This window comes from Pseudomonas sp. ADPe, assembly GCF_014843515.1.
Lineage (GTDB): Bacteria > Pseudomonadota > Gammaproteobacteria > Pseudomonadales > Pseudomonadaceae > Pseudomonas > Pseudomonas citronellolis.
Genome location: NZ_CP062122.1, coordinates 4,823,599 through 4,836,389 on the forward strand (window position 1 = coordinate 4,823,599; position 12,791 = coordinate 4,836,389).

The 12,791-nt window shown below is 69.6% G+C and carries 12 protein-coding genes; 6 read left to right on the forward strand and 6 right to left on the reverse strand.

Going from position 1 to position 12,791, the window contains the following annotated elements:
- Window positions 1-51 precede the first annotated feature (51 nt).
- From phnE to IG194_RS21975, 4 genes are read right to left on the reverse strand one after another with little or no spacing between them, the layout of a single operon-like run.
- Window positions 52-834, reverse strand: coding sequence for a phosphonate ABC transporter, permease protein PhnE (gene phnE, locus IG194_RS21960; protein ID WP_058488744.1), 783 nt, complete (start codon window positions 832-834; stop codon window positions 52-54).
- A complete protein-coding gene (locus IG194_RS21965; protein WP_058488745.1) occupies window positions 831-1,652 on the reverse strand; it encodes a PhnE/PtxC family ABC transporter permease in 822 nt (273 codons plus the stop codon). The genes phnE and IG194_RS21965 overlap by 4 nt, the downstream gene beginning before the upstream one ends.
- Window positions 1,646-2,449, reverse strand: a complete 804-nt coding sequence (locus tag IG194_RS21970) for a phosphonate ABC transporter ATP-binding protein (RefSeq protein WP_058488746.1) — start codon at window positions 2,447-2,449, stop codon at window positions 1,646-1,648. Before IG194_RS21970 ends, IG194_RS21965 begins: the two co-directional genes overlap by 7 nt.
- Window positions 2,446-3,303, reverse strand: a complete 858-nt coding sequence (locus tag IG194_RS21975; RefSeq protein ID WP_058488747.1) for a putative selenate ABC transporter substrate-binding protein — start codon at window positions 3,301-3,303, stop codon at window positions 2,446-2,448. Before IG194_RS21975 ends, IG194_RS21970 begins: the two co-directional genes overlap by 4 nt.
- Before the next feature lie 169 nt (window positions 3,304-3,472).
- Here IG194_RS21975 and IG194_RS21980 point away from each other — a divergent pair, with 169 nt between their 5' ends.
- From IG194_RS21980 to IG194_RS21990, 3 genes are all read left to right on the forward strand, one after another.
- On the forward strand, window positions 3,473-4,360 hold the full coding sequence (locus tag IG194_RS21980) for an NAD(P)-dependent oxidoreductase (protein ID WP_058488748.1): 888 nt from the start codon (window positions 3,473-3,475) through the stop codon (window positions 4,358-4,360).
- An 11-nt stretch (window positions 4,361-4,371) separates the two neighbouring features.
- Window positions 4,372-5,163 carry a hydroxypyruvate isomerase family protein gene (locus IG194_RS21985; RefSeq protein WP_058488749.1) on the forward strand — a complete coding sequence of 264 codons (792 nt, stop codon included), beginning with the start codon at window positions 4,372-4,374 and terminating at the stop codon, window positions 5,161-5,163.
- 132 nt (window positions 5,164-5,295) lie between these two features.
- Complete coding sequence (locus IG194_RS21990; protein WP_058488750.1) at window positions 5,296-6,960, forward strand: phosphoethanolamine transferase; 1,665 nt, start codon at window positions 5,296-5,298, stop codon at window positions 6,958-6,960.
- 168 nt (window positions 6,961-7,128) lie between these two features.
- On the opposite strand, the gene IG194_RS21995 is transcribed toward IG194_RS21990, so the two are convergent.
- Both IG194_RS21995 and rapA read right to left on the reverse strand, forming a co-directional pair.
- The gene (locus IG194_RS21995) at window positions 7,129-7,578 is read right to left on the reverse strand and encodes a universal stress protein (RefSeq protein WP_009620619.1); all 450 of its coding nucleotides are present in this window, start codon (window positions 7,576-7,578) and stop codon (window positions 7,129-7,131) included.
- Window positions 7,579-8,451: 873 nt separating this feature from the next.
- Entirely contained in the window at window positions 8,452-11,307 is a 2,856-nt protein-coding gene (rapA, locus tag IG194_RS22000) for an RNA polymerase-associated protein RapA (RefSeq protein ID WP_176707177.1), read from the reverse strand.
- A gap of 230 nt (window positions 11,308-11,537) precedes the next feature.
- Here rapA and IG194_RS22005 point away from each other — a divergent pair, with 230 nt between their 5' ends.
- Genes IG194_RS22005 through IG194_RS22015 form a run of 3 tightly spaced genes read left to right on the forward strand, consistent with a single transcriptional unit; the run spans window position 11,538 to window position 12,638 of the window.
- The gene (locus tag IG194_RS22005) at window positions 11,538-11,831 is read left to right on the forward strand and encodes a hypothetical protein (RefSeq protein ID WP_043314185.1); all 294 of its coding nucleotides are present in this window, start codon (window positions 11,538-11,540) and stop codon (window positions 11,829-11,831) included.
- A 49-nt stretch (window positions 11,832-11,880) separates the two neighbouring features.
- Complete coding sequence (locus IG194_RS22010) at window positions 11,881-12,474, forward strand: alpha-ketoglutarate-dependent dioxygenase AlkB family protein (RefSeq protein ID WP_058488752.1); 594 nt, start codon at window positions 11,881-11,883, stop codon at window positions 12,472-12,474.
- A gap of 2 nt (window positions 12,475-12,476) precedes the next feature.
- Window positions 12,477-12,638, forward strand: coding sequence for a hypothetical protein (locus tag IG194_RS22015; RefSeq protein ID WP_009618525.1), 162 nt, complete (start codon window positions 12,477-12,479; stop codon window positions 12,636-12,638).
- The last annotated feature ends 153 nt before the right edge of the window (window positions 12,639-12,791 follow it).

Consider the following 12,791-nt stretch of genomic DNA (forward strand, 5'->3'; position numbering starts at 1 on the left):
TGCGGTAGGAGCGGACTCTGTCCGCGATTCGGCGGATAACGCCGTAGGCTGTCAGGCGCTGACCCACCGCTGCCGCGCCCAGGCGCTGAGGCTGTCGACGCCCAGCACCAGCACCAGCATGGCGAGGATCACCGTGGCCGCCTGGGCCTGCTGGAACAGGCTGAGGCTGAAGTAGAGCATCTGCCCCAGGCCGCCGGCGCCGACGAAGCCGAGCACGCTGGCCATGCGGATGTTGTTCTCCCAGCGGTAGAGGATGTAGGCCACCAGCTGCGGCCAGACCGCCGGCAGGGTGCCGTAGGCGAAGGCGGTGACCCGCCCGCTGCCGCCCAGGCGCAGGGCTTCGGCGGGTTCGGCCGGGGTGTTTTCCAGGGCTTCGGCGAACAGCCGGCCGAGCACGCCGCCGGTGTGCAGGGCCAGGGCCAGGGTGCCGGCGTTGGGGCCCAGGCCCGCGGCCAGCACCATGAGCGCGCCCCACACCAGTTCCGGCACTGCGCGCAGGGCGTTGAGAACGAAGCGCGCCAGGCTCTGCGCGGCGGCGCCGAAGCGGCCGGCGGCCGGTAGCGCGAAGAGCATCCCCAGCAGCGCCGCGAGCAACGTGCCCAGGGCCGACATGGCCAGGGTTTCCAGGGCTCCGCGGCCTACCGCACTCAGGTGCGTGGCGGACAGGTCCGGCGGGAAGAAGTCGCCGGCGTAGCCGAGCATCTGCCGCAGCCCTTCGCCGCTGAGCAGGCCGTCGCTGTCGACTTGCAGGTAGACGAAGGAGGCCACCACCGCGAGCAGGATCGCCAGGCTCCAGCCGATGGCGCGCAAGAGGCCGGCGCGGGCGCGGTTCATTCCAGCCTCCGGCGCAGGAAGCGGCTCAGCTGGTCGGCGCCCAGCACCAGCAGCAGGAAGGTCAGCAGGATGCTCGCCACCTCGCCGCCGGCGAACATGCGCAGCGACAGGTCGACCTGCTGGCCGAGCCCACCGGCGCCGACGAAGCCCATGACCACCGAGGCGCGGATGGCGCACTCCCAGCGGTACACGGTGTAGGAGATCATCTCGCTCGCCGCCTGGGGCAGCAGGCCGTAGGCGAAGGCGCCCAGGCGCGAGCCGCCGCCCAGCAGCAGCGCGCGGGTGGGGCGCGGGTCCACCGATTCGAAGATTTCCGCGTAGACCTTGCCGAGCATGCCGCCGTAGGTGATGGCGATGGCCATGACGCCGGCGGTGGGGCCCAGGCCGACGGCGCGGACGAACAGCAGCGCCCAGACGATCTCCGGGATGCTGCGCAGCACGATCAGCAGCAGCCGCACCGGCCAGCGCAGGGCGCGCGCCCACCAGGCCGGCAGGCCGCCACGGGGCAGGGCGGACAGCGACAGCGCGCGGGTGGCCAGCAGCGCCGCGGGGAAGGCGATGAGCCAGGCCAGGGCCATGCCGGCGGTGGCGATGGCCAGGGTTTCCAGGGTGGCGCGGCCGAGGATGGCGAGGAATTCGGCGTCGTGGGCCGGCGGCCAGAAGCCGGCGAGGAAGCCGGCCATGGTGCGCGCGTTGTCGCCAGTGAACAGGCCGGGGATGTCCAGTTCGCTCAGGCGCAGGCCGGGCCACAGCAACAGCAGCGCCAGGACGGTCAGCAGCAGCCGCGGCAGGGCGGCGGGATCGCGGGGTTTCAGCATCGCGGGATCTGCACCACGTGCAGGGGCTCGACCGGCGCCGGAGCATCCAGGCTCAGTTGCTCGTTGGCGTAGAGCTGCTGCAGGTCGTCCGGGCTGACGCTGGCGGCCGGCTTGTCGAAGACGATGCGGCCGTCGCGGATGCCGACGATGCGCGGGAAGTGCGCCAGGGCCAGGTCGACGGCGTGCAGGCTGGCCAGCAGCGTCAGGCCACGGTTGGCGGCCTCGCGGGTGAGCAGGTCGAGGGTGTGCCCGGCGAGCACCGGGTCCATCGCCGAGACCGGCTCGTCGGCCAGCAGCAGCTGCGGCTGCTGGTACAGCGCGCGGGCGATGCCGACGCGCTGCAGCTGGCCGCCGGAAAGCTGGTCGCAGCGCTGGAACAGCTTGTCGGCCAGGTCCAGGCTGCGCAGGGCCTCGCGGGCGCCGTCGATGTCCAGCGGGTAGAGCAGGCTGGCCAGGCTCTTCCACAGCGGCCACTGGCCGAGGCGCCCGGCCAGCACTGCGTTGACCACCCGCTGGCGCGGCGGCAGCGGCGGCGCCTGGTGGATCAGGCCGATGCGCGCGCGTAGGCGCTGGCGGGCCCAGCTGCTCAAGCGCCAGGGCTGGCTGCCGAGCAGTTCGATCTCGCCATGGCTGGGCTTCAGCGCGGTGGCCAGCACGCGCAGCAGGGTGGTCTTGCCGGCGCCCGAGGGGCCGATGATCGCCACCCGCTCGCCGGCCTCGACGCTCAGGTCGATGCCGGCGAGGGCGCGCTGGCCGTTGGCGTGCTGGTGCTCCACGCCGGTCAGGCGCAGGCTCACTTCAACAGGCCGGCGGCGCGGGCCGACTCCTCGATGCCCTTGTAGTTCTCGGGCTTGGTCTCGATGAAGCGGCTGGCCGCCTGCAGGTCGAGGATGGCCTTGTCGCGCGGCTTGCTCGGGTCGAGGTCGAGGAAGGCCTGCTTGATCTTCTCGGCCAGGGCCGGGTCGAGGTTGCCGCGCACCGTCCAGTTATAGTCGTAGTAGGTCGGGGTGGTGGCGAAGACCTTCACCTTGTTGGTGTCGACCTTGCCGGCGTCCACCAGCTTCTGCCACACCGAGGCGTTGAGCACGCCGGCGTCCACCTTGCCGGCCTGGACCCAGGCCACGGTGGCGTCGTGGGCGCCGGAGTAGGCCACGCGGGAGAAGAACTGCTCGGGGACGATGCCGTCCTTCTGCATGAAGTAGCGCGGCATCAGGCTGCCGGAGGTGGAGGATACCGAGCCGAAGGCGAAGGTCTTGCCCTTGAGGTCCTGCAGCGACTTCACGTTGGCATCGGCAGTGATGAATTTGCTGGTGAACTGCTGGTCCTGCTCGCGCTGCACCAGGGGGATGGCGTTGCCGGTCTTCAGCCGCGCCTGGACGAAGGTGAAGCCGCCCAGCCAGGCCATGTCCAGGCGGTCGGCGGCCAGGGCCTCGACCACGCCGGCGTAGTCGGACACCGGGATGAACTTCACCGGCATGCCCAGGCGTTCCTGCAGGTATTCGCCCAGCGGCTTGAACTTGCGCAACAGCTCGGTGGGGGCTTCGTCGGGGATCGCCGAGACCTTGAGTTCCTTCAGGGGTTCGGCCTGGGTGAAGCTGGCGGAAAGGGACAGCGCAAAGCAGGCGGCGAGCGCCAGGGTGCGTTTCAGCATGGGAGCAGTCTCCGGTTCAATAGCGGAAAAAGCCTGGGAAGTATAGTGGCGGTCTGCCGGTGCGCGTGGAAATGACCACGGCGGCGGGCTCGCAGGCTCGGCGAAGGCGGCGGTGGACGGTTAAGATGGCCGTCCCCGTGCCCGCTATTTTGCCCGACAGGAGTCATCCATGTCTGCCTTGCCCTCCATCGCCTTCGCCGGCCTCGGCCTGATGGGCGTGCCCATGAGCCGCCGCCTGCTGGCCGCCGGCTACCCGTTGACCGTGTGGAACCGCTCCGCCGCCAAGCGCGAGCTGCTGGCCGGGGAGGGCGCCCGCGTCGCGCAGAGCCCCGCGCAGCTGTGCGCGGATGCCGAGATCGTCATGCTCTGCCTGGCCGACACCGCCGCCGTGCGCGAGGTGGTGTTCGGCTCCGGCGGCATCGTCGAAGGGGCGAAACCGGGGCAGTTGCTGGTGGACTTCTCCAGCCTGGAGCCGGCCGCCACCCGCGAGATGGCCGCCGAGCTGGAGGCGCGCAGCGGCATGCGCTGGATCGATGCGCCGGTCTCCGGCGGCACCCCGGGCGCCGAGGCCGGCAGCCTGGCGATCATGGCCGGCGGCCGGGTGGAGGACATCGAGCGCGTCCGCCCCGTCCTCGCCCATCTCGGCCAGCGCCTGACGCGCATGGGCGAGGTCGGCGCCGGCCAGGTGACCAAGGTGTGCAACCAGATGATCGTCGCCTGCAACGCCCTGGTGATCGCCGAAGTGGTGGCCCTGGCGGAGAGCGCCGGGGTCGACGCCAGCCTGATCGCTCCGGCCCTGGCCGGCGGTTTCGCCGACTCCAAGCCCTTGCAGATCCTCGCCCCGCAGATGGCCGAGAGCCGCTTCGAGCCGATCAAGTGGCACGTGCGCACCCTGCTCAAGGACCTGGACACCGCGGTGAAGCTGGCCCGCGAGCAGGGCTCGGCCACGCCCATGAGCGGCCTGGCCGCGCAGCTGATGCGCCTGCACGGCAGCCAGGGCCACCTGGCGCACGACCCGGCCACCCTGGTCGAGCAGTACCGCCAACCCCGCGATTGAGGAAAGCCGCCATGCCGATCTGCGCCAACCTGTCCCTGCTGTTCACCGAGCTGCCGCTGCTGGAGCGCGTGCGCGCCGCCGCCGAGGCCGGTTTCGCCGGGGTGGAGATCCAGTTTCCCTACGAGGTGCCGGCCGCGGCATTGCAGGCCGAGCTGCAGCGCAGTGGCCTGCCGCTGGTGCTGTTCAACCTGCCGGCCGGCGACCTGATGCAGGGCGGCGCCGGGCTGGCCGCGGTGCCGGGGCGCGAGGCGCAGTTCGCCGCCGGGCTGCGCCAGGCCCTGGAGTACGCCGAGGTGCTGCGGCCGCAGAAGATCAACGTGCTGGCCGGGCGCCTGGCCGAGGGCGTCGAACGCGAGCAGGCGCTGGCGCTGCTGGCCGAGCACCTGCGGCAGACCGCCGAGGCCTTCGCCGGGCGCGGCATCGCGGTGCTGATGGAGGCGATCAACCTGCACGACATGCCCGGCTTCCTGCTCAACACCCCGCAGCATCTGCTGGACATGCTGGCGCGCGTCGGCCACCCGAACCTGGCGGCGCAGCTGGACTTCTACCACATGGCGCGCATGGGCCTGGACCTGGCCGACTGCGTGCGCCAGCTGCAAGGGCATATCGGCCACGTGCAGTTCGCCGACGCCCCCGGGCGCGGCGAGCCGGGCAGCGGCGAACTGGACTTCGAGCCGGCGCTGGCGGCCCTGCGGGCCCAGGGCTACGCCGGCTGGCTGGGCGCCGAATACCGCCCGGTCGGCGCCACCAGCGCTGGCCTGGGCTGGTTGCCGGGTTGGCGGGAACGTCTGCAATCGGCCTGAGCCGACAAACGTTGTATCGATTCAGTGGCAAATTTGACATTTTTTTGACTAACTGATCAGTAGATTCGGCGCGCCCGCCGCGACGGCGGGCGATGCCGTTCTTTCCGCTGCGCCCAGTCAAGGAGTGCCTCGATGTCCGAGGGCAACCGCCGCCTGTTACCCACCATCAGTTCCAACCGCCTGGTGCTGCTGTTTTCCCTGGCCCTGGTGCTGTTCTACAACCTCGCCACCTGGAAGGCCCTGGATGGCCTGGTGCCGCTGCAGGGGGCGTACCGCATCGCCTTCTTCGCTTCCTTCGGCGTCTTCCTCTGGGCCGCCTTCACCCTGTTGCTGACCCTGGTGTCGTTCCGCCCGCTGCTCAAGCCGGCGCTGACCCTGGTGGCGCTGTGCTCGGCGGCGGCCGCCTACTTCATGAACAGCTACGGCATCGCCATCGACACGGTGATGGTGCAGAACGTCTTCGAGACCAACCCGGGCGAGGCCGAGGCGCTGTTCAGCGGCCGGCTGGTGGCCTACCTGCTGCTGCTCGGGGCGCTGCCCTCGGCGCTGGTCTGGGCGCTGCCGGTGGCCTACAAGCCGTTCCTGCGCGGGCTGCTGAACAAGGTGCTGGTGGTGTTCGCCTGCGTGGTCGCGGTGGCGGTGATGGTGGGTAGCTTCTATTCCACCTATGCGCCGATCTTCCGCGAGGAAGACAAGCTGACCCACTTCATCAACCCGACCAACTACATCTACGCCGTGAGCAAGTACGGCAAGCAGCGCCTGGGCATCAAGAAGGCCGACCTGGTGGTACAGAAGATCGGCGAGGACGCGGTGCAGAGCGCCAAGGCCGCGCAGCGGGCGAAGAAGTCGCTGTTCGTCTTCGTCGTCGGCGAGACCGCGCGGGCCGACCACTTCTCGCTCAACGGCTACGCCCGGCAGACCAACCCGGAGCTGGCGAAGCTGGACATCCTCAACTTCACCCAGGTGCATTCCTGCGGCACCTCCACCGCGGTCTCGGTGCCCTGCATGTTCTCCAGGTTCCCCCGCGAGGACTACAGCGACAAGAAGGGCAAGACCTACGAGAGCCTGCTGGACGTGCTGCAACGCGCCGGCCTGCAGGTGCTCTGGCTGGACAACAACAGCGACTGCAAGGGCACCTGCCTGCGCGTGCCGCACCGCGACATCCCGAAGAACCAGCCCGGCCCCTTCTGCGACGGCAACCGCTGCCTGGACGAGGCCCTGTTGCAGGACCTGCAGGCGTACATCGATGGCCTGAAGGACAACGCCATCATCGTCCTGCACGCCGACGGCAGCCACGGCCCGGAGTACTACGACCGCTACCCGGCGGACATGGAGCGCTTCAAGCCGGTGTGCCGCACCAACCAGTTGGGCAGCTGTTCGAAGGACGAGCTGGTGAACGTCTACGACAACACCATCCTCTACACCGATTTCTTCCTGTCGAAGGTCATCGAGCTGCTGAAGAAGAACAGCGACAGGTACGACACCTCGATGCTCTACGTCTCCGACCACGGCGAGTCGCTGGGCGAGAACGGCGTGTACCTGCACGCCGCGCCCTACGCCATCGCCCCGGCGGCGCAGGTCCATGTGCCCATGGTGATGTGGTTCGGCCCCTCGACCCTGCGCGACCTGGGCATCGACCGCGGCTGCCTGGCCGGCAAGCGCGACGAGCAGGACCTGAGCCACGACAACCTGTTCCACTCGGTGCTCGGCCTGCTGGACGTGCGCACCAGCCTGTATCAGCCCGGCCTGGACATCTTCCACTCCTGCCGCGGCAACGCGGTGGCGGCGGGTGAATGACGCCGATGCCGTAGCCTTCCGCTTTTCGTAGGAGCGAGCTTGCTCGCGAACGAGCCCCGCTGTGGAATCCGTTCGCGAGCAAGCTCGCTCCTACAGGGTGGGGGCTCCAGGTGAAAAAAAGGCCGTGCGGGGTGACCCGCACGGCCTTTTTCGTTTCGTGGGTTGCCGTTACTTGTCGCGGACCAGCAGCACCGGGCGGTTGCTGACGCGCAGCAGGCCCTCGGCCACGCTGCCCAGCATCAGCCGGCGCACGCCGCGGCGGCCATGGGTGCCCATGACGATCACGTCGGCCTTGGCGTCCTCGGCCTCCAGCTCGATACGCTCGGCGACTTCCTCGCTGGCACGCTCCTGGCACACACGGTCGAACTTCGCCTTGACCTTGTCGCCGACCTGCTCGCGGGCCTTGGCCAGTACGTCGTCGGCGGCCTTCAGCGCGGCTTCGCGCAGCGGCTCGGGGTTGTAGTAGACGGCATAGTCGGGCAGGTGGCGCAGCGGGCTATCGACGATGGTGATGACGCGCAGCTCGCCGCCAGTCAGTTGCGCCAGCTTGACCGCCTCGCCCAGCGCGCGGTCGGAAACCGGGCTGCCGTCCACTGCTACCAGAATGCGCTCGTACATGATGTATCCCTCAATGAGTGGCTTGGTGGGAAAACTCTAGCTCTCCCCGGGGTGGATTCCCTTGCGCAGCGTCAATAGTAGACCGTGAGGGCGGATGTGCCGGCGGTGGGAGGGGAATGCCTGAGTTGTAGGAGCGGGCCCTGCCCGCGATTTCGCGCGCAGGGCGCGCTCCTACAGGGGAATGGCGGGGGTGGGGCAGCGCGGATCTCATCCGCGAATCGCGCCGGATCGTCCGGCTATCGCGGACAAGGTCCGCTACGGGGAGGAATGCCGTGCTTCCCGGCGACCTGTAGGAGCGGGCCCTGCCCGCGAAATCGCGCGCAGGGCGCGCTCCTACAGGGGAATGGCGTGGGTGGGGCAGTGTAGATCTCATCCGCGAATCGCGCCGGATCGTCCGGCTATCGCGGACAAGGTCCTACGGGGGGCATGCCATGCTTCCCGGCGACCTGTAGGAGCGGGCCCTGCCCGCGATATCGCGCGCAGGGCGCGCTCCTACAGGGGAATGGCGTGGGTGGGGCAGCGCGGATCTCATCCGCGAATCGCGCCGGGATGTCCGGCTATCGCGGACAAGGTCCGCTCCTACGGGGAGGCATGCCATGCTTCCCGGCGACCTGTAGCGGGCCCTGCCCGCGAAATCGCGCGCAGGGCGCGCTCCTACATGGGAATGGCGGGGGTGGGGAAGCCCCGTAGGATGGGTTGAGCGAAGCGATACCCATCGCCATGGCAGCATGGGTTTCGCAAGCTCAACCCATCCTACGAAGCGCACCTCGGCGCAGCCGGCAAGACAGTTGCTCCTACGGGGTGACGCCAATTGGGCAGGCATGAAAAAGGCCGCCGCGGTTTCCCGGGGCGGCCTCTTTGGCGTGGCGCGGATCAGCCGGCGACCAGCACGCGGATCGCCTCCAGGCGCAGCGAGGCCTTGTCCAGCAGGGCGACGCTCTCGTCGCGCTGGGTGCGCAGGGCTTCCAGCTCGCTGTCGCGCACGCTGGGGTTGACCTGCTTGAGCGCGGTCAGGCGCGCCAGTTCCTCGTCCAGGCTCGCCACCAGTTGCTGGCGGGCCTTCTCCACGCGCTCGGCGTGGCGCGGGGCGATCTTGGCCTCGCCGATGGCGAACTGCTTGGCCAGCACGTCGCGCTGGGCCTGGACGAACTTGTTGGCGCTGGCGCGCGGCACGCTTTCCAGTTGCTCGTGCAGTGTCTCGAAGGCCACCCGGGCGGCCAGGTCGTTGCCGTTGGCGTCGAGCAGGCAGCGCAGCGCCACCGGCGGCAGGAAGCGCCCCAGCTGCAGCTTGCGCGGGGCCACCGCCTCGCTGACGAAGAGCATCTCCAGCAGCACGGTGCCGGGCTTGAGCGCCTTGTTCTTGATGATCGCCACCGAGGTGTTGCCCAGCGAGCCGGACAGCACCAGGTCCATGCCGCCCTGCACCATGGGGTGTTCCCAGGTGAGGAACTGCATGTCCTCGCGGGCCAGGGCCTGGGCGCGGTCGTAGGTGACGGTCACGCCCTCGTCGTCGCCCAGGGGGAAGCTGGCGTCGAGCATCTTCTCGCTGGGCTTGAGGATCAGCGCGTTCTCGGAGTGGTCCTCGCTGTCGATGCCGTAGGTGTCGAACAGCTTCTCCATGTAGATCGGCAGGGCGAACTGGTCGTCCTGTTCCTCGATCGCTTCCACCAGCGCCTCGCCCTCGCCGGCGCCGCCGGAGTTCAGCTCCAGCAGGCGGTCGCGGCCGCTGTGCATTTCCGCTTCCAGGGCCAGGCGCGCGGCCTGGCCTTCTTCGAGCAGGGCGGCGAAGGCGTCGTCGTCGCCGCCTTCGAGCAGTTCCACCAGGCGCGGGCCATAGCGGTGCTGCAGGGCGTTGCCGGTGGGGCAGGTGGCGAGGAAGGCGTTGAGCGCCTGGTGGTACCACTGGAACAGGCGTTCCTGCGGGCTGTTCTCCAGGTGCGGCACGTGGATCTGGATGGTGTGCCGCTGGCCGATGCGGTCCAGGCGGCCGATGCGCTGTTCCAGCTGGTCCGGGTGGGCCGGCAGGTCGAACAGCACCAGGTGGTGGGCGAACTGGAAGTTGCGGCCCTCGCTGCCGATTTCCGAGCAGATCAGCACCTGGGCGCCGAATTCCTCGTCGGCGAAGTAGGCCGCGGCGCGGTCGCGCTCGAGGATGCTCATGCCCTCGTGGAACACCGTGGCCGGGATGCCCGAGCGCAGGCGCAGGGCGTCTTCCAGGTCCAGGGCGGTCTCGGCGTGGGCGCAGATCACCAGCACCTTGAACTGCTTGAGCATCTTCAGGGTGTCGATCAGCCATTCCACGCGCGGGTCGAAGCGCCACCAGCGGGCGTTCTCGTCGGTGTTGTCGTCGACTTGCGCCTGGAAGCTCACTTCCGGGTACAGGTCCGGATGTTCGCCGACCGGCAGCTCCATGTATTCCACCGGGTTGGGCAGCGGGTAGCTGTGCAGCTGGCGCTCGGGGAAGCCCTGCACCGCGGCGCGGGTGTTGCGGAACAGCACGCGGCCGGTGCCGTGGCGGTCCAGCAGCTCGCGGATCAGGCGCGCGCGGGCATCGTCGTCGCCACTCTCGACGGCGGCCAGCAGCTCGTCGCCGGCTGCGCCGAGGAAGCCATGGATGGCCTCGCGTGCGGTGGGGGACAGGCGGCCGTGGTCGATCAGTTCCTGCACCGCCTCGGCGACCGGGCGGTACTGGCTGCTCTCGCGGCGGAAGGCTTCCAGGTCATGGAAGCGGTCCGGGTCGAGCAGGCGCAGGCGCGCGAAGTGGCTGTCCAGGCCCAGCTGTTCCGGGGTGGCGGTGAGCAGCAGCACGCCGGGGATGATCTGCGCCAGGGTTTCCACCAGCTGGTACTCGCGGCTGGCCTGCTCCGGATGCCAGACCAGATGGTGGGCCTCGTCGACCACCAGAAGGTCCCAGCCGGCGGCGCACAGGGCGTCCTGGGCGCGCTCGTCGGCGCGGATCCACTCCAGCGCCACCAGGGCCAGTTGGCTGTCCTCGAAGGGGTTGCTGGCGTCGCTCTCGGCGAAGCGCTCGCGGTCGAACAGCGCCACTTCCAGGTTGAAGCGCCGGCGCATCTCCACCAGCCACTGGTGCTGCAGGTTCTCCGGCACCAGGATGAGCACGCGGCTGGCGCGCCCGGAGAGCAGCTGGCGGTGGATCACCAGGCCCGCCTCGATGGTCTTGCCCAGGCCCACTTCGTCGGCCAGCAGCACGCGCGGGGCGATGCGGTCGGCGACCTCGCGGGCGATGTGCAACTGGTGCGCGATGGGCTGGGCGCGGGCGCCGCCCAGGCCCCAGAGGGAGGATTGCAGCAGGCGGGTGCGGTGTTCCAGGGTGTGGTAGCGCAGGGCGAACCAGGGCATCGGGTCGATCTGCCCGGCGAACAGGCGGTCGCTGGCCAGGCGGAACTGGATGAAGTTGGACAGCTGGGTTTCCGGGAGTATCTTGGCGTCGTTGTGCGAGTTGATGCCGTGGTAGACCAGCAGGCCGTCGGCTTCCTCGACCTCGCGGACGGTCATCTTCCAGCCTTCGAAGTGCGTCACCTCGTCGCCCGGGGCGAAGCGCACGCGGGTCAGCGGGGCGTTGCGTTCGGCGTACTGGCGGGTATCCCCGGTGGCCGGATAGAGCACGGTGAGCAGCCGTCCGTCGAGCGCCAGGATGGTGCCCAGCCCCAATTCTGCTTCACTGTCGCTGATCCAGCGTTGACCCGGTTGATACTGCGCCATGGACACCTCCCGCAAAAAGCCGGCTATGGTAACGGAACACGCGGCTTTCAGCGACGCCCGTTCGCACGCAGCGGCCGGGTGGCATCGCCGCTTCGGGGGGCGATGGGCCTGCGCCGGCTCCGCGCCGCCGGCCAGGACCGGGATGGATGCGGATTGTTCCGTGAAGTGTAGCGACGGCCCCGGCGCCTGCCGCCGCCAGCCGACAACCTGAAGCCCGCGAGGAGCCAGCGACAGCCATGATCCCGCCGATCCCCAGCGACGTACTGCCGGTCACCGCGCAGCAGGACCCGGCGCGCTCGCGCCCGGACGTCGCCCCGGTGGCGCCGGTGGTTCCTGCCACGGGCGATGCCGCCGTGGGCCTGGAGCGCCGCCCGGCGGAAATGACGCCGGAGGAAGAGTACCCGCAGCACCAGCGGCGCCGGCAGCAGGCGCAGGGCGAGGAGGCTGAGCCCGAGGCACCGGAGGAGCCCGCCGACGACGGCCTGGGCGAGGCGCCGCGCAAGGGCGTGTGGATCGACATCGAGGTCTGAGCGCGCCGCGTAGTAAGCTGTTCTTTCCGACCTGCCTCCTGTCACCGCCATGCTCTTCGCCGACGCGCCCATCCACCTCGAACACGCCGAGCTGCGCCTGATCCCGCATTGGTGCGATGAAGCCTGCGCCACGGCCTGGTTCGCCGAGCTGGTCGAGCACACTCCCTGGGAACAGCCCAGCGTGCACCTGCACGGCCGCGACTACCCGGTGCCGCGCCTGCTGGCCTGGTATGGCGACGCCGAGGCCAGCTACCGCTATTCCGGCCTGGTCCACCGGCCGCTGCCGTGGACGCCGCTGCTGGCGGAAATCCGCGAGCGCGTGCAGGCCGAGGTCGGCCAGCGCCTGAACGGCGTGCTGCTCAACTATTACCGCGACGGCCAGGATTCCATGGGCTGGCACAGCGACGACGAGCCGGAGCTGGGCCGCAACCCGCTGGTGGCCTCGCTGAACCTCGGCGGCACGCGGCGCTTCGACCTGCGCCGCAAGGGCCGCGCGGCCATCGAACACTCCCTGCAACTGGATTCCGGCAGCCTGCTGGTCATGTCCGGCGCAACGCAGCATTATTGGCAGCATCAGGTGGCCAAGACGCGGCGCCCGGTCGCCCCCCGCCTGAACCTGACCTTCCGCCTGGTGCACGCCTGATCATGAGCAACGACGACAAGCTGATCGACTTCAACGCCGAGCGCGACAAGCGCATCCACGACGTCCACGAGAAGCGCCTGCAGGAAGTGCGCAAGGCCTTCGAGCAGGCCCTGCCGCTGGGCAAGGCACGCAAGAAGGGCAAGGGCAAGCCGAAGAAGCGCTGAATCCGCTCCGCCCGTTCCGAACATCCCGCCAGAAGCCGCCCCGCGCGGCCATGCACCGCATCCCAACCCGCCCCGAACTTGATCTGGATCAGTTATCCGAAGCCCCGTGAACCGGGGCTTTGCGGCCATTGATCCAGGTCAATATCGCGCCCC

Coding starts and splice junctions, on each gene's coding strand:
- phnE (WP_058488744.1), bottom strand. CDS start 834: ATGAACCGCGCCCGCGCCGGCCTCTTGCGCGCCATCGGCTGGAGCCTG.
- IG194_RS21965 (WP_058488745.1), bottom strand. CDS start 1,652: ATGCTGAAACCCCGCGATCCCGCCGCCCTGCCGCGGCTGCTGCTGACC.
- IG194_RS21975 (WP_058488747.1), bottom strand. CDS start 3,303: ATGCTGAAACGCACCCTGGCGCTCGCCGCCTGCTTTGCGCTGTCCCTT.
- IG194_RS21980 (WP_058488748.1), top strand. CDS start 3,473: ATGTCTGCCTTGCCCTCCATCGCCTTCGCCGGCCTCGGCCTGATGGGC.
- IG194_RS21985 (WP_058488749.1), top strand. CDS start 4,372: ATGCCGATCTGCGCCAACCTGTCCCTGCTGTTCACCGAGCTGCCGCTG.
- IG194_RS21990 (WP_058488750.1), top strand. CDS start 5,296: ATGTCCGAGGGCAACCGCCGCCTGTTACCCACCATCAGTTCCAACCGC.
- IG194_RS21995 (WP_009620619.1), bottom strand. CDS start 7,578: ATGTACGAGCGCATTCTGGTAGCAGTGGACGGCAGCCCGGTTTCCGAC.
- IG194_RS22005 (WP_043314185.1), top strand. CDS start 11,538: ATGATCCCGCCGATCCCCAGCGACGTACTGCCGGTCACCGCGCAGCAG.
- IG194_RS22010 (WP_058488752.1), top strand. CDS start 11,881: ATGCTCTTCGCCGACGCGCCCATCCACCTCGAACACGCCGAGCTGCGC.
- IG194_RS22015 (WP_009618525.1), top strand. CDS start 12,477: ATGAGCAACGACGACAAGCTGATCGACTTCAACGCCGAGCGCGACAAG.